Origin of the sequence: Thiobacillus sp. SCN 63-57 (genome assembly GCF_001725555.1) — a bacterium.
In the GTDB taxonomy this organism is placed as follows: Bacteria; Pseudomonadota; Gammaproteobacteria; order Burkholderiales; family Thiobacillaceae; genus Thiobacillus.
In genome coordinates this window covers 56,769-74,566 of sequence record NZ_MEGP01000019.1, presented here as the reverse complement: position 1 = coordinate 74,566, position 17,798 = coordinate 56,769, and the positions used below count along the sequence as shown (strand labels likewise).

Here is a 17,798-nt window from a genome sequence, read left to right as displayed (position 1 = left end):
GCCAACGCCGTCTTATCCCTTCAGCTTCTGAAACGCCGCGGCCATGGCACCACCCATCGCAGGTGCGGGCGTCCGTTTCGATTTTTCTACTGGCGGTTTGCCCTGGCTGCGATTGTCGCGCGGCGCCGCGTGTGGCTTCCTGTCCACCGGCGTTGCCGCATCGCTTAGCCGCATCGTCAACGCGATGCGCTTGCGCTTCTCGTCGACTTCCAGCACTTTGACCTTCACGATCTGCCCGGCCTTGACCACGCTGTGCGGGTCCTTGACGAAAGTGTTGGACAGGGCGGAGATGTGGACCAGGCCGTCCTGGTGCACGCCGACGTCGACGAAGGCGCCGAACGCGGCGACGTTGGTGACGACGCCTTCCAGGATCATGTCGGGCTTGAGGTCGGCCAGCGTTTCCACGCCGTCCCTGAACGCCGCCGTGGTGAATTCGGGGCGTGGGTCGCGGCCGGGTTTTTCGAGTTCTCTAAGGATGTCGCTGATGGTGGGTATACCGAATTGCTCATTGGCGTACTTGGAGGGATTGAGCGACTTCAGCAGGCTGCCGTTGCCGATCACGCCCTTGATGTCCTGCCTGATGTCGGCGAGGATCGCTTGCACCAGCGGATACGATTCGGGGTGGACAGCGGAGGCGTCGAGCGGGTCGTCGCCGCCCATGATGCGCAGGAAGCCCGCCGCCTGTTCGAAGGTCTTCTCGCCCAGGCGCGGCACGTCGCGCAGCTGCGCGCGGCTGGCAAATTTTCCGGTGGCGTCGCGGTGCGCGACGATGGCCTGCGCCACGCTGTTGCCGAGGCCGGAGACGCGCGCGAGCAGGGGCGCGGAGGCAGTGTTGACGTCCACGCCCACGGCATTGACGCAGTCCTCCACCACGGCGTCGAGCGAACGCGCCAGTTCGAACTGGCTGACGTCGTGCTGGTACTGGCCGACGCCGATCGACTTCGGATCGATCTTCACCAGTTCGGCCAGCGGGTCCTGCAGCCGCCGAGCGATGGACACCGCGCCGCGCAGCGAGACGTCCATATCGGGCAGTTCGCGCGAGGCGAATTCGGACGCCGAATAGACCGACGCGCCGGCCTCGGAGACGACGATGCTGGTCAACTTCAGTTCAGGACGCAGCTTGATCAGGTCGCGCGCCAGCTTGTCGGTTTCGCGCGAGGCCGTGCCGTTGCCGATGGCGATCAGCGCGACGCGGTGTTTCTCGGCGAGCCTGGCCAGCGTATGCAACGAGCCGTCCCAGTCGTTCCGCGGCTGATGCGGATAGATCACGGCGGTGTCGACCACCTTGCCGGTCTCGTCGACCACTGCCACTTTCACGCCGGTGCGCACGCCGGGATCGAGCCCCATGGTGGCGCGCGGCCCGGCGGGGGCGGCGAGCAGCAGGTCCTTGAGGTTGCGTGCGAATACCTGGATGGCTTCGGTTTCGGCGTGGGCGCGCAGCGCACCCATCAGTTCCAGTTCCAGGTGCATGAAGCTTTTCACGCGCCAGGTGAAGCGCACCGTGTCCATCAGCCAGCGATCGGCGGGACGGTTCTGGTCCTGGATAGCGAAGCGGCTGGCGATGCGCGTCTCGCACGGATTGAGCGGCGCGCTCCAGGCCGGACGTTCCTCCTCGCTGTCGAGGCGCAGCCGCACGTCGAGCATCTCCTCGCGCCGTCCGCGGAACAGTGCCAGCGCACGGTGCGACGGGATGGTGGTCAGGGATTCGGAATAGTCGAAGTAGTCGGCGTATTTTTCCGCCGCCGTGTCCTTGCCTTCGCGCACCTTGGATTCGACGACGCCGTGCGCCTGCACGTATTCGCGTAGGGCTTGCAACAGGCTGGCGTCTTCGGCGAAACGCTCCATCAGGATCTGCCGCGCGCCGTCGAGCGCGGCCTTGGCGTCCGGCACGCCCGGATTGTCGCCCTGCTCGGTCGTGAAGGGCTCGCGCAGGTAGTTTGCCGCTTCCTCCTCCGGATTCAGCATCGGATTGGCCAGCAGGGCGTCGGCCAGCGGTTCCAGTCCGGCTTCCTGCGCGATCTGCACCTTGGTGCGCCGCTTCGGTTTGTAAGGCAGATAGAGGTCTTCCAGCTGCGTCTTGTCGGGAGCCAGCGAGATGGCCTTCAATAATTCCGGCGTCATCTTGCCCTGTTCGGAGATCGACTCGACGATGGCCGCGCGGCGCGCTTCCAGTTCACGCAGATAGCGCAGCCGGTCTTCCAGCAGGCGAAGTTGCATATCGTCCAGCCCGCCGGTCGCCTCCTTGCGATAGCGCGCGATGAAGGGCACCGTCGCCCCCTCGTCAAGCAGGGCAATGGCCGCGGCCACTTGAGCAGGTTTGGCCGCGATCTCGGCGGCGAGTCGATGTTCGATGGAAGGGAGCATGGTTCGGGTGAATGAATGAGCCAGCCTCTACGTCGCGAGGCTGATGGGCGAAACATATAGGTTGCGCATTATGCCGAATATCTTCAAATCATTGCGACGTGTGAGATACCCATGGCGCACGTTCCCATCAATGCGGCTTTTGCATGGACTCGATGTAACGACCAAGCCAAGCGCCAAGACGCATGGCCATTCATGGGGGGATTGCCAACCCCCCGCCTGCTCAGGCCGGCATTGAACGACGCTTGTTGCGTCGCCAGAAACGGCCCATGAGCGGCTTGACGCTGATGCCATGCATCACGATGGACAGCGTAACCACGATCAGCGTCAATTGCATCAGCTCCAGCGCCAGGGGTTCGGGTAGCCCGTGCTGGATGGCGTACATTAGGTAATAAAGCGAACCGATGCCGCGCACCCCGAACCAGCCTGTCATGCCGTGCATGCGCCAGGATGTGCGGGTGCCGAGCAGGCCGATGAAAACACTGACCGGACGTGCCACCATGAACAGGAACAGCGCCAATCCCACCGCGCGCCAGCTCCACGAATCGGGATAAAGCGTCCCGCCCAGCAGCAGGACCAACATGAGCTCCGACAGGCGTTCCAGGTGTTCCTTGAATATGAGCGCCCCCTGGCTGACGGTGGGTGACACGTCGGGATCGGGATTGGTCGAATCGGTATGCCTGATTTCCAGGGCAGAGCGCGAATCTGGGGAACGCTTGGGCGTGTTGGCGAGCTTCAGTTCGGTCTGGCGCAATGCAACGGCAGCGAAAAAAACCGCCAGAAATCCCCACGCATGGACCTGTACGCTCAAGCCGTATACCAAGCCGATCAGGCCAAGTCCGAGAAAATCATCCAGCAACTCGTGCCCGTGATGCTCGCCGCGCAACGTCCATCCCAGATAGGCCAGGGCGACCCCCGCGGCCACGCCGATGGCAATGCCGCCCAGCGTTGCCCACAGTCCGTCGACCACGGCCCATCGCAGGCCGAAATCGCCGATTTCATGCAGACCCAACAAGCCCATTCCCAGCATCACGAACGGGAAGGCGGTGCCGTCATTCATGCCGGCTTCGGAGGTCAGCGTGAAACGCAATTGATCGCGGTCGCCGGGATGGCGGCTCTGGACGTCCGTTGCCAGCACCGGATCGGTTGGCGCCAGGATCGCACCCAGCAGCACACCCGCACCCAATGGCAGGCCGAGCAGGTAATACGCGAAAAGCGTGATCAAGCCGACGCTGACCGCCATCGATACCGTTGCCAGCAAAACGGGCGCGCGCCATCGCGCAAACCCGAACGGCACCGGCATTTTGACCCCCGCGGAAAACAGGGAAATCAGCACCGCGACTTCGGTCAGCACTTCCAGCAGTGCCGATTCCTTGAGCGGATTGAAATGAAACAGGTCGAGGACCGTGGGCCCCATGATCAGCCCCACCGCCAGATAGATGATGACCGATGTGACCGGCAGGCGTTTGAGGACGGTAAACGTCACGCCCATGAAAAGCAGCAGGCTGCCCACGAAGATGAACCACTGTGCGTCAGTCATTGTTTGCCTTGCTCTGGGTGGGTCCTGTTTGAGACACGCTCCGCGGCTGCGGGTTTGCAAACAGGATGTGGCGATCAAGAAAAATCAAAGGGGCGGAGTGGATTGCCCCTGGTTTTCGGAAGGTTTTGTGGATAGTGGCGCAGGCGGTATCGACTCCGTCAGTCCGTCTGGACTCCTCGGCCAGGACGACCGAGGATCTCTTCGTACTTGACGGGCGAGTTGACGCCAGCACGGGCTTCACGCATTGATTCCACTGCAGCGCCAGACTCCCTTGGCGATCCCCGTCCCGTCCGTGACGGGATTACTTCTTGTCCAGCTTGGTGAACTTCGAGCCTTCCAGGGTCAGGTTGTACATCAGCCCTTTCTGGCCGAAGATGAAGCCGACGATCGGATCCTTGATGTTGTTGGTGTCGACCGCTTTGCCGACGCCGAGATCCACCAGGGCGACGGAGCCGTCCACGCCGACTTTCCAGCCCTCGCTTGCGCGGAATTTTTCGAGGGCGGATTCGTTGGTGAAGAGGACGACGATGCTCTTGGCTTGCGCGCCCAACTGGAAGCCGATGGAGGCGGCGGCGGTGCTGTAGTAGGCGACGGATTTTCCGCCTACCCGCAGCGCGCCTTCGCCGTATTCGCCGCCGACCCCGATGCCGGCCTTGTAGACCTTGGGAAATACCAGCGCGCCTTTGGCTATGCCGAGATAGGCCTTGGCGCCTTCGATCTTCTGGAAGGCCTTCAGCGTCGCGTCGACCTCGCGATCGATTTCGGACGCGCTGGCCGCGTGTGCCCTGGAGGCGGCAAGGAACAAGGCGGTCAGCGCCGTCAGCATCAGGGCGGGAACGAGGTTCCGCCGTGTCGCAATCGTGGGATTCATGGACGTTCTCCTTCGTACAGGTTTCATATAAACAGTGTAGTGCAGCACAGGGGAGTCAGTGGACACCTCAATCGCGCGACAGTTCTGTCCGATAGAGGGAAGCGTTCGTCTCTTCTGTCAGGCCCATGCGACTCGTTCCCGCCCTGCTCATCGTTGTCATCGCTGCCGGTGCGTGGAATCATTTTTCCACGCGGCCCGTCGATCATGCCGCGGGCATCCTTGCACCGGACGACCCGGTGCAGATCGACCGGTCGGGTCTGCCGGCATTCTCGGTGGCGGACTACCGGATCAGGCCGGCTGCGACGTTTTCGCTGCAAGCCCGCGTGCTCTCGACGGAGACCTATCATGCGGGCCGCGAAGCCGATCTGTCTCCCGTGGATCTCGCACTGGGCTGGGGACCGATGTCGGATAGTGCGGTGCTGGATCGCCTGCAGATCAGCCAGGGCAATCGTTTCTATTTCTACCGTTGGTCGGGCGCGCCCCCGATTCCGCCGGCGGACATCGTCGAGCATAGCGCGAACATGCACATGATCCCCGCCAACGATGACATCAAGCGGCGCCTGGGCGCGGTGCGCACGGGTCAGATCGTCGCGCTGAGCGGCTATCTCGTGCGCGTGCAGGGGCCGGACGGCTGGCACTGGAACAGTTCGATGACGCGCAGCGACTCGGGCAACGGCGCCTGCGAGCTGGTGTGGGTGCAGGATCTCGCGATACGCTGAGCTGGCCGTTCGTCGATTCGACGAGGCCCGCATCCGGGTCATTCCATCAGCACGCTGACCCGGTCCCGGCCATGGGATTTGGATTGGTACATGGCTTCGTCGGCACGCGACAGGACTTCTGTCATGGTCTCGCCGGGCCGCGCAGCCGTTATGCCGAAGCTGGCCGTCACGCGCAGCTCAGGCTGCTCGAACAGGAGCTGCTTGGTTGTGTCGCGTATCCGCTCTGCCAGGGCGGTCGCATCCTCGATCGTGGTGTTGGGCAGCAGCATCACGAATTCTTCCCCGCCATACCGTGCGACGAAATCGCTGGCGCGGAGGCTGCCTCTGAGATGGCCGGCAAATGCCTTGAGCACGGTGTCGCCTGCTGCATGTCCATACGTATCGTTTATGCGCTTGAACCAGTCGATGTCGGTCAGGATGACGGACAGGGGCGGGCCATAGCGCATCTGGCGGTTCAGTTCCATGACCATCCTGCCATCCAGGTGCCGCCGGTTCGCCACATCGGTGAGGGGGTCGGTGAGCATCAGTTCGCGGATGTGCGTCTCGCTTTGCTGCAGCTTCGTATAGGCGGATTCACGATCCTTGACGAAGTAATACAGCATGATCGCAATCAGGATGAAACCGCCACCGAGGTTCAGGAGAAAGTAGATGGTATTGAGCCCGGCCGGCATTGGACGCGCATGGGCGGCAAAGGTCTGGTCGAAGAGCGCAGAGAAGACGAGCAGGGCGAGAAAGGCCAGCATCCAGTGCGTTGCTGCCTTCAGGTTGATGAAGAACAAGGCCGCCAGTGGCGCGAAGACGGCCCAGATCATTACCACGCTGCCGTTGGCAAAGCCGCCCAGGCTCCACATCAGAAGAAAGGGAACCAGCAGGATGAGCAGTTGCTGGCTGAAGCAGAAGAAGGCGAAGTGCCGGGTCTTGAAAAAGTGCAGAATGCTGCTGAAGGAAATGACGGAATACGCGAGTGGAATGGCGCCGGAGAAGGGGTAACCGTTGTACAGATAGAAGACGCTCCAGAACATGGCCGGAAACGCGATACTGGTGGACATGATCGTCATCACCGCTTTCTTCAGGCGGAGATCTTCCGAGTCCTCGGGCGCCACGCCCATCAAGGGCCAGCGTCGAAATAAACTATGCGGCGGGATCTCTGTCATGCAGCAGCTACCTGGGGCTGGGCCGGTAAAATGAATCAATGATGTCCGATAGGTATCGGTATCCCGCCCAATAAAATGAAATGGCAGAATAACAGCTCGATGTGACTTCCCGTGGAACGGGGTCGATGGAGCCGGTACTCAATGCCCATCGTTTTTCCTGATGCCAGCCCTCCAGAAATGGCTTTATCGTGCGCGCATGGCGGTTGGACAATACGTTTTCTCAAGGGCAGCAGATGTGAAAGGGTATAAGGTGATGAACGCCGATTTGAACGCACGCATCGGGTTGGATACGGAAGCGATGGCATGGCTGGCGACGGATGGCGCGCGAGGCGACTGCAAGCAGCTCGATCGCGTCGACGCGTAGAGCGCCCAGACAACCGGCGTGGTACGGTGCGCACCGGGATGTGTACTCGAGCTGGCCAGGCAGGGGCAGGATCAGGAAATCCTGGTCCTGTCCGGCGTGTTCGAAGACGAATACGGTCGTTACCCGGCAGGCACCTGGATCCGCAGTCCGCACATGAGCCGCCACCAACCCTACAGCCGCACGGGGTGTACGATCTTCGTCAAGACAGGTCATTTGCCGGTGACGGATCGCCGGCCAGCCTGATCGCGTTCCGGATCCGGGGAGCGCTTTTTCATGGCAGGCGGGATCGTAGACGGTCAGCCATAAGCAGATTCGTCCGTAACAGGGCTGGCTTCGCTGGTCAGCTCTTCGGTCCAGGCGAGTGACTGCAATTGGGCAAGATTGACTTCTTCCGGACTGGAGTCGATGTCGCTGGCGTAGCGGGCGATGCGCTCGAAATCGCCGCGTTCCGACGCTTCGGCGAGTTTCAGGAAGGGCGCATAAGGCCCCGTCTGGTGGACCAGGGCCTGGACGACGGCATCGGGCATGGGGAGTCGTTCGAGCAGCCGGGCAAGCGGGACTTCCATCAGCGGTTCGGCCAGGGAGAACAACCCGGTGATGAACAATTCGTCCTGGGCCTGGCGGTCGAGCCGGGACTGGCCGAGCAGCTCGCAGATGCGGCCGCGCGTCACGGCTGTCCGCGCCGCCAGGGCGTTGGTGGGCGTCGGCTTGGCGGTGACCAGCAGCAACGCGAGCCAGCGATACAGCGTCTTCAGCCCAATCAGGGTCAGGGCCTGGCGCACCGTATGGATCTGCTGCTGGAGTCCAGCGGCGGCGGAATTGGCATAGCGCAGCAGACGCAGGGTCAGCGCGGCATTGCGACGTAGCGGCTCTTCGATGTCGCTCAGGTCTTCGCAGCTGCTGACCTTGTTCATCAGGTCGAGTACGGCCAGCTGGCCCGGCTGGATGGATTTGTTGGCCAGATTCTCCGGGCGGGCGAAATAATAGCCCTGGAAATACTGGATGCCGCTGTTGCGGCAGAGTTCGAACATCTCGCGGGTCTCGACCTTCTCGGCGATGAACTGGCCGTTGAAGTCGCGTTGGATGTGCGCGAGGATTTCCACGGTTTTTTCGGGATGCTGTTCGAGCACGTCGAGTTTCACGAAATCGACCATCGGCAGCAGCGGGCGGTATTCCTCCAGGCAGACAAAATCATCCAGGGCGAAACGGTAGCCGAGTTGCCGGAGTTCCCGGATGCGGGCGATCAGCACCGACGAGACGGGGACGGTCTCGAGGATTTCGTAGACCACGTGCTGGGGTGGCAGCAGGCAGACGAAATCGCTCATCAGGGTGGCTTCGTCCAGATTGATGAAGGCGAGCTTGCCTTGCAGCAGCCAGTCGGGGCCGAGACAGAGGGTATTGCTGATGACGCTGACGCCGGCCTGCAGCTGGCTGCTGATCTGGGCCGAAACGGAGGCCATCGATTGCCTGAACAGAAGTTCGTAGGCGAATAGGCGATGTTCGGCATCCACAATGGGTTGCCGCGCCAGAAAGGTTTCCATGCCCATCCAGTCTCCTCGCAAGACTTGTGTTTGTATCGTTCTCGGCAGAGCATTCAGTTCATCGACATCGCCCTGGGGCCTGAGTGCTGAATGCGGTGTCGTCCGAACCTGTCACCGTGACGGGAGTCAGAGACGTATCGCTGCATCTTCGTGCGCTTTGCAAGACGAGGTAGCGGCGCGTCCTCGCAGAACTTGAGGCCTATCTTTCCAGATGAACGCAATCCTACTCGGCAACAGCGACCTGTCCGTCCCACCTGTCTGCCTGGGCACCATGACTTTCGGGCAGCAGAACAGCGAGGCCGATGCGCATGCCCAACTGGACTATGCCCTGGGTCAGGGCGTCAATTTCTTCGATACTGCCGAGATGTATCCGGTACCGGCACGGGCGGAGACGACGGGGCTGACCGAACGCCATGTGGGCACCTGGCTGAAGCGCCAGGCCCGCGACCGCATCGTCCTGGCGACCAAGGCAACCGGCCCGGGCCGGGCATTGGACTGGATCCGGGAAGGCCGGCTCGATTTCAACCGGGCGAACCTGCAACTGGCGCTTGACGGATCGCTGCAGCGACTGCAGACGGATTACGTCGATCTCTATCAGTTGCATTGGCCCGACCGCAATGTGCCCATGTTCGGCCACTATCATTTCGACCCGACTCAGGAGCGCGAGACCGTTCCACTGCAGGAAACCCTGGCCACGCTGGCCGATTTCATCCGGGCAGGCAAGGTTCGCCACTGGGGGCTGTCCAACGAAACGCCGTGGGGGCTGATGACGGTGCTGCGGCTGGCCGACACGTTGGGACTGCCCCGCCCGGTTTCGGTCCAGAACGCCTACAGCCTGCTGAACCGGACCTGGGAAAACGGCCTGGCCGAAATCGGTTTCCGCGAGCGCATCAGTTTGCTGGCCTACTCGCCGCTCGGCTTCGGCGTGCTGTCCGGCAAATACCTGGATGACCCGAAAACGCCAGGGCGGGTGAATCTGTTCGCCGGATTCGCCGGCCGCTATGGCAAGCCCAACACGGCGCCGGCCGTGGCCGCGTATGCGGCACTCGCCCGGCGGCATGGCCTGACGCCCACCCAGCTGGCACTGGGTTTCGTCTATAACCGCTGGTGCGTCGGCAGTACGATCGTCGGTGCCACCACGATGGCGCAGTTGCAGGAGAATCTGGCGGCGCGCGAGACCAGGCTGAACCCTGACATCCTGGCGGATATCGAACGCATCCACCTGCAGTTCCCCAATCCGGCACCCTGAACCCGGGGCAGGCTGTTCGCACTGTCCGGTGCGCGCATTCGCTGTGGTGGAAACTTACCAGTTTTCTGGCATGGTAATCGCACCTCCCTGATCGTTGGATCACTCAGGAGGTGCGTCATGATGACGGCCAGAAATGCGCCACCGCACGCCGAACGAAGCGATATCGTGGAATCGGAACTATTGGATATGTTGCAGACGCTGATCGATGCCCACTGTGGACTGTCGGCAATTCATCAACTGCTTGATGAGGCCAAGACAATGCCGGAAATCCGTGCCCGTTTTGCGCAGTGGCAGGCGAGCCAGCGCGAGCACGACACGTAACGGACAGGCCCCTGCAGATACCGGCATGCGGATGCCGGCCAGAGCATTCACGCCCGCCAACACCGGGGCGTCGATCCTTAGGTTCTGTCCTGTGGAACGACGGTCTCCGGTGCCGGAGGCGTCTCGGGCACCGTGGCTTTCTTGAGCGCCTTCTCAGCTTTCTTCTTTTTCTTTTCCAGCTCGCGTTGCCGTTTTTCGTACTGATAGTTGGGTTTCATACCTGAACAATAATGGGCGCCGGGCCAAACAACAATAGCGGAAGCAAGGCGGCGCAGGATGCCGCAGAATTGACGTCGCTGATTGGGGGCGGTGGATAGTGCGATGTTTGACGGGCAGGGTCCGCATGAACCCTGCCCGAATGCATGACCTCAGGGATGGGCTTCGTTCGTAGGAGCGGCGCTTGTTGCGACGGTTGAAACGGCTCCAGTTGTAGCCTGTGGCTGTTGCGTTCCCTCCGGTTTGTCCGCAGGTGGCGCATCAATGGTAACTTTTTCGCCCATCAGGACAGTGATCATGGTTGGGTAGTCATACGCAGCGCCGCTTGCCACGTCGACGCCTGCACCGATCACGCCACCAAAAATGATGTTGCCGAACGCCATGGCCTTGGTCGACGACTTCACGCTGGCCAGCCCCGGCTCCTGGTTTTCCTTCTCACAGTTGATCAGCAAATCTTCGTAGCTGCGCCTGACGGTCACCGAGCCTGGACTTGTGACAAACCAGGTGCCCTTGTTGTTGGAGAGCTTGCAGTTCGCGCTCATGACAGCTTCGCCCTGCTTGCTGCGCGTTTCCACCGAGACGCTCTGATTCTGGCCGGAAACAATCGAAGCGCAGCCCGATCCCAGCATCGTTGCAGATATTAAAACGACTAGATTGATCTTATTCAAAACAACTCCTCCCTATGAACGCCTTTCCAGTAAAGGCGGGAGGATTCTATCTGCCTGCTTGTGGGAGCGATAGCTTGCCGACAACCGGTTGGGCGACGTCCGGACCGTACCGGACGTCACCGGGCGATCAACCCACTTTCGGCAGGCGCGCGAGCGCAGCCTCGATCGCTTCTTCCGGATAGGCGAAGTCTTCGAGCTTGCCGCTGAAGTAGCTGTCGTAGGCCGCCATGTCGAAGTGGCCGTGGCCGGACAGGTTGAAGAACAAGGTCTTCTGTTCGCCGCTTGCCTTGCAGCGCAGGGCCTCGTCGATGCAGGCGGCAATGGCATGGTTGGACTCGGGCGCCGGGACGATGCCCTCGGCGCGGGCGAAGGTGACACCCGCCTTGAAGGTGGCGAGCTGGTGCACCGCCACCGCTTCGAGCAGCTTCTCGTGATAGAGCTGCGACACCAGCGCCGAGTCGCCGTGGTAACGCAGGCCGCCGGCGTGGATGCCGGGCGGCATGAAGTCGTGACCGAGCGTGTACATCAGCATCATCGGCGTGAGCTTGGCGGTGTCGCCGAAGTCGTAGGCGTAGTGGCCGCGCGTCAGGGTGGGGCAGGAGGCGGGTTCGACCGCGACCAGGCGCACGTTCTTGCCGGCGGCCTTGTCGGCGAAGAAGGGGAAGGCCGCGCCGCCGAAGTTGGAACCGCCGCCGCAGGGGGCGAAGATCATGTCGGGGTAATCGCCGGCCTTCTCGAACTGCTTCTTCGCTTCCGATCACGGTCTGATGCAGCAGGACATGATTCAGCACCGAGCCGAGGGCGTAGTTGGTGTCGGCACGCGAGGCGGCATCTTCCACCGCCTCGGAAATCGCCAGGCCGAGCGAGCCCGGGTTGTCGGGGTCTTCCGCCAGCGCAGCACGGCCGGAGTTGGTTTCCCTGCTCGGGCTGGCGAACACTTCCGCGCCCCAGGTCTGCATCATCGAGCGGCGGTAGGGCTTCTGCCCGTAGCTGACCTTGACCATGTACACGCGCACCTCGAGCCCGAACATCTGCCCGGCAAGCGCCATCGAGCAGCCCCATTGCCCGGCGCCAGTTTCGGTGGCGATGCGCTTGATGCCGGCTTCGGCGTTGTAGTAGGCCTGGGCCACCGAGGTGTTGACCTTGTGCGAGCCAGCCGGCGAAACACCTTCGTATTTGTAGTAGATCTTCGCCGGGGTGCCGAGCGCCGCTTCCAGGCGATGGGCGCGGAACAGCGGCGAGGGACGCCACAGCTGGTAGATCTCGCGCACTTTTTCCGGGATCGGGATCCAGCGTTCCGCAGACATTTCCTGCTCGATCAGGCTCATCGGGAAGATCGCCGTCAGCGCCTCGGGGCCGATCGGCTTGCCGTCCGGACCCAGCGGCGGCGCCGGCCGGTTGGGCATGTCGGCGACGATGTTGTACCAGTGGGTGGGAATCTCGGATTCATCGAGCAGGAACTTGGTTTGCGGCATGGCATTCTCCTTTTTTATGGGATCGTGTCGGCATTTCGGACAGGCAGGTCGACCAAAACCATCATCGACCAATCGCTCCGGGCCGTCAACGAAGCCGCAAGCCGGTACGGTCCGAATGGGGCGGCTGGCGGACGGCAAATCCGCACGCGAAATTCCTGATTGTTTTTGTCGGGTATTGGCCTACAAATGAGTACAGGCTGCATGCTGATCCCGTACTGCCCTCCCCCGATGTTCCATTAACTCAGGAGACGTTCACCATGAGAAACGTACATATCGACTATCAAGGCCCGGACCAAGGCTTCCAGGCCGCCAGCCTGCTCGCGAAAGAAGCGGCGAAAGCGAACCAGATGAAGGATCCGACCATCATGTCGTGGCATCGGAGCGGCGGGATGGGCGAAACGCTGCCTTTCTACGACGGCGCCGATCCGGAAACCTGGTGGGAAAAATACGGGGAGGGCAACGGTGGCAGGCTGGAGGTCAGCGTGGGGGATGACTACCAGTTCATCCTGATGGACACGCGCGGCTACGAGACCGTGGGCGACATGCCGCTGCGCAACCTGACGGATCGCGACGGCAACCCCTACCTCTGCTTTACGCCCCTGCAGGGAATAGATTCCCCGGTGCCCAAGCGGGAGGCCTGCATCCTGCTGGATGGCTGGATGGCCGATCAGTTTTGACGCGTACCTGGACGCCAGGCATGCATGTCACAGGAGAAATAGGGCAATGAACCATACCGTCACGCTGCTGATGAGCCAGTTCGTCACCCACGACGTGAAGCATTTCATCGTCAGCAAGCCGGAAGGATTTTCCATCGTGCCCGGCCAGGGGGTGGAACTGGCGGTCAACCGACCCGGCCTGCGGGAGCAGGGCCGGCCGTTCACGCCCACCGGACTGGCCGACGACCGGGTGCTCGAATTCACCATCAAGGCCTATCCCGACCACGCGGGCGTGACCCAGGCGCTCCACCAGCTGGAGCCGGGCGCCGAGCTCCTGATGTCCGAGCCGTTTGGCACGATCCGCTACGAAGGACCTGGCGTGTTCATCGCCGGCGGTGCAGGCATCACGCCTTTTCTCGCCATCCTGCGCGACCTGGCGGGCAAGGGGGAGTTGGATAGGCAGACCCTGATCTTTTCCAACAAGGCCCCACGCGACGTGATCTGCGAAAGGGAATTGCGCCATGTGCTGGGTGGGCGCTGCATCCTGACCTGTACCGGTGCCACGGCGCCTGGCTATGAAAACCGGCGTGTCGATCGTGCGTTTCTGGAAGAAATGGTCAGTGATTTCACGCAGCGTTTCTACGTCTGCGGCCCACCGCCCTTCATGGATGCGATCAACGCTGCCCTGACGGATCTGGGGGCGCGTTCGGAAAGCCTGGTGTTCGAACGATGACATCCCGGCCCGCTTGCCCGGCCGGCAAGATTTCAAATAAAAACGGGGCATGCGCCCCGTTTCATTTTTCGATCAGCCCGTTCCTTATTTCACCGGTTTGACGGTAGCCAGGCCCAATACTTCCCAGTCCTGCATACCGCCGCGGTACCACTTGATCTTGTGCGCGGGATAGCCGATTTTCAGCAGGCCCTTGATGTTGGTGGGAGATTGTCCGCACCAGGGGCCATTACAGAACATGACGACCGTCTTGGCGTTGTCGAACATATAGAAGCCGTCCTGGTTCTTCACGCCAAGCTGCTTCTCGAGGATTTCCTGGACCGTAATGGGGTCGGATTTGCCGATGTTGAGCTTGTCCCAGGGAATGTTGACTGAACCCGGTATCGTGCCCTTTTCCACCCAGTCCGGCGTGCGCGAATCGACCACCAGGATGGACTTGTCGCCGTCGCTCATTTTTTTCAGGTAGTGAATGATTTCAAGCTCGCCGATGGTCTCGACTCCCGGTGCGATTTCGCCTGGTTGAATGCAGAAGGGCGGGCACTTGCGCGAGGTCTTGGCGAAATCTGGATTGACGGTGTTCTTCTGATCCTGATTGCGCATGATCGTGACTTTCTGGTCGCCGTGCATGACCTCGACGGAGGCCAGATCGGCGGCAATGTTCACGTCCAGGGCGCTGGCGGCCATGGGCACCGCAAGCGCGGCGAAAAGGGTAGAGGTGGCGATTAGCGCGCGAAGCTTCATGTTGTCTCCTAAAGTGATGCGGAATATGTGATGGGTCGATCTAGTCGCATTCCGGTTCTTCGTGGGTGGCACTGCTCTTCTTGGATGTAGATGAGGCGTTGTGGGCATCCTCCTTTGTGCTGGGTTGGCTGGGGTGATCGCTGGTTGCTTCAGGCGAGGGATGAGGCGGGGCGTCATCGGCTGCATTGGCGTTGCCTAGCGTCAGGCAGAGTACGGCCGCTACGATGCGGAACAGGCCGGTCATGCGTGTCATAGGGGTCCTCCATGGATGGGATCGATTGTTTATCCGCTGTACACGGACAGGGTTTTGCATATCTCCAAAGCATGTTTCATGCCGATTTGTATCTATATGATTCTTAATGCGATCCGGTTTCATGTGTGTGCGACTGTGACACAGTTGTCAGGAAGTCTGTCATGACAAGAGGATAGTGTGCCCTTGGATAAACAGTCGAATCTTGAGGTGTTCCTGTTCCCTGTAAGACCAGAGGGCGGTAGTTGAACATCGGGCAGGTTTCATGGAGGATTCCAGGCTTTCCTACTGAAGCCGTAGCGCAGCCGGATATCCCCATGATGCGAAAACCTGTGTGGCGCAATGTACGGTTCGTCGCAGGCAAGCTCGTCTGGCGGCTCGCGACGTGACGCGCTACCACGCCTTGTTGCTGGGTCTATTTGCGCTCGTTTGGGGATGGGCTGCCATCGGGCCGACGTATCCGCACGACTGGCTGCTGGAGAATTACCTGGTATTCGTCTTCGTGCCGCTCATCCTGCTGACCGCACGCTATTTCAGGCTATCCGACCTCTCCTACACGCTGATCACCGTCTTCATGCTGATGCATGTGGTGGGGTCGCACTACACCTATGCCGAGGTGCCATTCGGCTATACGCTTCAACAGTGGGTCGGGGCGAGCCGCAACATGTACGACCGGCTGGTGCACTTCAGCTTCGGCCTGCTGCTGGCCTATCCGTTACGCGAGGTCTTCATGCGCGTGGCAAAGGTGCGCGGACTGTGGTCGTACTGGTTCCCGTTCGAACTGGTGCTGGCTTTTTCGGGCGCCTACGAGATCATCGAGTGGCTGGTGGCCGTCCGGGTCGATCCGTCGGCAGGCCTCGCCTTCCTCGGCGCGCAGGGGGATATATGGGATGCGCAGAAGGACATGGCGGTGGCGGCTGTCGGCGCGGCGATCAGCCTGCTGATCGTGGCCCTGGTCCACTGGCGCTACGATCCGGCCTTCGGTAGCGATCTGCGCGCCAGCCTGAAAATCGACCATGGCGACCGGCCCTTGGGTGAGCAGACCTTGTGGGCGATGCTCAGGAACCGGCGCCGGCGCTGACGCTCAGGCCTGTCTCCCGGCGGGCGCCAGGCAGGCGGCGCTAATCCCGCCTGCGGTCGTCATGATCGCGGTCCCGCTCGCCTCCACCATCGCGGCCTCTGTATCGGATCTCCCGGGGATAACGGTCCCGCGGCAGCTCTCTCCAGGGGCCTGTTCGTTCGTGCGAATAGCTCCACCGTTGATCGTGGTAGTAATAGAAAAAGCCATTGTGGTAGTAGTAGGGCTCGACGCCCAACTCGACCACCAGCGGCAGTGCGGGCGCCACGACCCATTCGGGTCCCCGGTGCGAGGGGGCTACGACACATCCGGAGAGTAGGAGCGCGGCGAGCAGTGCGATAGAAGACTTCCTGTGCATGGGTTTCTCCTGGTCAGCATCGTGGATGCGGTGCCCGCCACCCAGCCTGCTGACAGGGACGTGCGTGCCGGGTACGCGGGTGTTCGAGCTTGAAACCTAGCGCATGCCGATTGAACTTCAAGCAGCCGGGCAGGCCAGGTTACATTCGGTTACAACTCGTTACATAGTCACGGGTCTCCGACATCCCGGGGATACATCGCCGTCCCAGAATGCGTTTCATGCCGGCCTGCTTCGGGCCGGTTTCCTGACAATCTTTCTGAAGGAGAGCGCAATGAAACTGATCCCGGGTTCTTTTACCAAACGTGCATTGATGGTGGGTTTGATCGCCGGCAGCGGCATTCTGGCGGCATCGTCTTTCGCCATGACGGCGGGCGGGCCTGCCGGCAAGGACGGCTGCGATGCCCGGCAGGGCCAGAAAATCCACGCCAAGTGGGAAGCGCGGCGAGCCGAGCATCTATCCGAGTTGAAGGAAAAACTCAAGCTGAGTCCTGAACAGGAAGCCGCTTGGGACACCTTCACCCATGCCACCCAGCCTGGCATGCGTCATGCACGTGCCGATCGCCAGGCCATGCGGGACGAATTTGAAAAGCTGAGCACGCCGCAACGCCTGGACAAGATGATGGCCCTGTCGGATGCGCGCCGCACCCGAATGCTGGAGCGCAACCAGGCCATCAAGGCGTTCTATGCCCAGTTGAACCCCGAGCAGCAAAAGGTGTTCGATGCCGAGGCGATGCCCGATCCCATGCGGGCACGCGGGCATCACCGCTTCCAGTCCTGAGTCGTCAGGCAGGTGGCAGGCAAGCGTGGGCGGCAAGTGCCCACGCTTTTTTTTATGGGGCCGGCTGGCCTCGAATAAACAATGGCGGAATGGCCGCGCTTCCAATACTATTTCCCGCATAAAAAATAATGGAGGAGGAGTTCATGTTCATCGGAACGTTATCGAATCGAACCGGCCGCGTGGCGGCCGCCTGGACGAAACGGACGACTGCGCACGCGCCACGTCGATGATGCATTCGGCAAGAAGGCATCCTGATCGCGCGGTAAGTGACGGCCCGGACTGGGTGCGTGATCAGCCGTGCGGGTCCGGAAGTGCGGCACGATGAGCCGGTCGACGACCGCCGTCTTGCTGTCCGCACTCGTATTGCCCGGCGCCGGTCATCTCTATCTGAAACACTATCCGCGCGGACTCGCCTTGATCGCGATCAGCCTTGTGTGCCTTTGGGTTTTCGTGGACCGGGCGATGCAGCAGGCGTCGTTGGTTCTCGATCAGTTGGCATCCGAAGGCGCAGCGGTCGATGTCGGCCGGTTATCGGAACTGGTCACACAGACGTCGAATGGCCCGGGCAGTCTCGTCGTTACGGTGGCCTCGCTGGTGCTGGCAGGCTGCTGGGCGATCGGGATCGTCGATGCCTACCGGATCGCACGAAACCAGCAGAACCGGAACGCATTGTCCCGCAGTCCGGCGAGGCGATAAGCAATTCGTCGCTCCCTCGCGAGAAGGGGGCT

The 17,798-nt window shown here is 61.6% G+C and carries 18 protein-coding genes and 2 pseudogenes; 9 read left to right on the top strand and 11 right to left on the bottom strand.

Annotated elements, in window-relative coordinates; all coding sequences use genetic code 11:
• Positions 1-12 precede the first annotated feature (12 nt).
• The 3 genes from ABT23_RS08505 to ABT23_RS08495 form a co-directional block, all read right to left on the bottom strand.
• Positions 13-2,364 (bottom strand): Tex family protein, encoded by a 2,352-nt coding sequence (locus ABT23_RS08505; protein WP_296633657.1) that lies wholly within the window; start codon positions 2,362-2,364, stop codon positions 13-15.
• Between the two features lie 220 nt (positions 2,365-2,584).
• Positions 2,585-3,901: a cation:proton antiporter gene (locus ABT23_RS08500; RefSeq protein WP_296633655.1), complete on the bottom strand. Its 1,317-nt coding sequence runs from the start codon at positions 3,899-3,901 to the stop codon at positions 2,585-2,587.
• Positions 3,902-4,202: 301 nt separating this feature from the next.
• On the bottom strand, positions 4,203-4,772 hold the full coding sequence (locus ABT23_RS08495) for a YSC84-related protein (RefSeq protein ID WP_296633652.1): 570 nt from the start codon (positions 4,770-4,772) through the stop codon (positions 4,203-4,205).
• Between the two features lie 125 nt (positions 4,773-4,897).
• On the opposite strand from ABT23_RS08495, the gene ABT23_RS08490 reads away from it, so the two are divergent.
• Complete coding sequence (locus tag ABT23_RS08490) at positions 4,898-5,491, top strand: hypothetical protein (protein ID WP_296633650.1); 594 nt, start codon at positions 4,898-4,900, stop codon at positions 5,489-5,491.
• Positions 5,492-5,529: 38 nt separating this feature from the next.
• On the opposite strand, the gene ABT23_RS08485 is transcribed toward ABT23_RS08490, so the two are convergent.
• On the bottom strand, positions 5,530-6,540 hold the full coding sequence (locus ABT23_RS08485) for a GGDEF domain-containing protein (protein ID WP_296633646.1): 1,011 nt from the start codon (positions 6,538-6,540) through the stop codon (positions 5,530-5,532).
• A 484-nt stretch (positions 6,541-7,024) separates the two neighbouring features.
• On the opposite strand from ABT23_RS08485, the pseudogene ABT23_RS08480 reads away from it, so the two are divergent.
• Positions 7,025-7,252 (top strand): annotated as a pseudogene (locus ABT23_RS08480) (cupin domain-containing protein); the annotation flags it as partial.
• 53 nt (positions 7,253-7,305) lie between these two features.
• Here ABT23_RS08480 and ABT23_RS08475 read toward each other — a convergent pair.
• Positions 7,306-8,550 carry an EAL domain-containing protein gene (locus tag ABT23_RS08475; RefSeq protein ID WP_296633645.1) on the bottom strand — a complete coding sequence of 415 codons (1,245 nt, stop codon included), beginning with the start codon at positions 8,548-8,550 and terminating at the stop codon, positions 7,306-7,308.
• A 211-nt stretch (positions 8,551-8,761) separates the two neighbouring features.
• Between ABT23_RS08475 and ABT23_RS08470 the strand changes: the two genes are divergently transcribed.
• Both ABT23_RS08470 and ABT23_RS08465 read left to right on the top strand, forming a co-directional pair.
• Entirely contained in the window at positions 8,762-9,799 is a 1,038-nt protein-coding gene (locus ABT23_RS08470; RefSeq protein ID WP_296633642.1) for an aldo/keto reductase, read from the top strand.
• 117 nt (positions 9,800-9,916) lie between these two features.
• Positions 9,917-10,120: a hypothetical protein gene (locus ABT23_RS08465; RefSeq protein ID WP_296633639.1), complete on the top strand. Its 204-nt coding sequence runs from the start codon at positions 9,917-9,919 to the stop codon at positions 10,118-10,120.
• 77 nt (positions 10,121-10,197) lie between these two features.
• Here ABT23_RS08465 and ABT23_RS08460 read toward each other — a convergent pair whose 3' ends face one another.
• The 4 genes and pseudogenes from ABT23_RS08460 to ABT23_RS08445 form a co-directional block, all read right to left on the bottom strand.
• Positions 10,198-10,338: a hypothetical protein gene (locus tag ABT23_RS08460; protein WP_296633636.1), complete on the bottom strand. Its 141-nt coding sequence runs from the start codon at positions 10,336-10,338 to the stop codon at positions 10,198-10,200.
• 150 nt (positions 10,339-10,488) lie between these two features.
• Positions 10,489-11,004, bottom strand: a complete 516-nt coding sequence (locus ABT23_RS08455; protein WP_296633634.1) for a hypothetical protein — start codon at positions 11,002-11,004, stop codon at positions 10,489-10,491.
• A 127-nt stretch (positions 11,005-11,131) separates the two neighbouring features.
• Positions 11,132-11,716 carry a pyridoxal-phosphate dependent enzyme gene (locus ABT23_RS08450; RefSeq protein WP_296633632.1) on the bottom strand — a complete coding sequence of 195 codons (585 nt, stop codon included), beginning with the start codon at positions 11,714-11,716 and terminating at the stop codon, positions 11,132-11,134.
• Positions 11,717-11,807: 91 nt separating this feature from the next.
• Positions 11,808-12,479, bottom strand: a pseudogene (locus ABT23_RS08445) (TrpB-like pyridoxal phosphate-dependent enzyme); the annotation flags it as partial.
• A gap of 257 nt (positions 12,480-12,736) precedes the next feature.
• On the opposite strand from ABT23_RS08445, the gene ABT23_RS08440 reads away from it, so the two are divergent.
• Complete coding sequence (locus ABT23_RS08440; protein WP_296633630.1) at positions 12,737-13,156, top strand: AF1514 family protein; 420 nt, start codon at positions 12,737-12,739, stop codon at positions 13,154-13,156.
• A gap of 46 nt (positions 13,157-13,202) precedes the next feature.
• On the top strand, positions 13,203-13,868 hold the full coding sequence (locus tag ABT23_RS08435) for an FAD-binding oxidoreductase (RefSeq protein WP_296633626.1): 666 nt from the start codon (positions 13,203-13,205) through the stop codon (positions 13,866-13,868).
• A gap of 84 nt (positions 13,869-13,952) precedes the next feature.
• Here the strand turns inward: ABT23_RS08435 and ABT23_RS08430 are convergent, their stop codons facing one another.
• Together ABT23_RS08430 and ABT23_RS08425 are read right to left on the bottom strand one after the other, a co-directional pair.
• The gene (locus tag ABT23_RS08430; RefSeq protein WP_296633624.1) at positions 13,953-14,606 is read right to left on the bottom strand and encodes a rhodanese-like domain-containing protein; all 654 of its coding nucleotides are present in this window, start codon (positions 14,604-14,606) and stop codon (positions 13,953-13,955) included.
• Between the two features lie 40 nt (positions 14,607-14,646).
• Positions 14,647-14,859 (bottom strand): hypothetical protein, encoded by a 213-nt coding sequence (locus tag ABT23_RS08425; RefSeq protein WP_296633621.1) that lies wholly within the window; start codon positions 14,857-14,859, stop codon positions 14,647-14,649.
• Positions 14,860-15,241: 382 nt separating this feature from the next.
• On the opposite strand from ABT23_RS08425, the gene ABT23_RS08420 reads away from it, so the two are divergent.
• The 3 genes from ABT23_RS08420 (at position 15,242) to ABT23_RS08410 (ending at position 17,766) form a co-directional block, all read left to right on the top strand.
• Positions 15,242-15,937, top strand: a complete 696-nt coding sequence (locus ABT23_RS08420; protein ID WP_296633619.1) for a DUF2238 domain-containing protein — start codon at positions 15,242-15,244, stop codon at positions 15,935-15,937.
• A 626-nt stretch (positions 15,938-16,563) separates the two neighbouring features.
• Positions 16,564-17,070, top strand: coding sequence for a Spy/CpxP family protein refolding chaperone (locus ABT23_RS08415; protein ID WP_296633616.1), 507 nt, complete (start codon positions 16,564-16,566; stop codon positions 17,068-17,070).
• A 345-nt stretch (positions 17,071-17,415) separates the two neighbouring features.
• Entirely contained in the window at positions 17,416-17,766 is a 351-nt protein-coding gene (locus ABT23_RS08410; protein ID WP_296633614.1) for a DUF6677 family protein, read from the top strand.
• Positions 17,767-17,798: the final 32 nt, after the last annotated feature.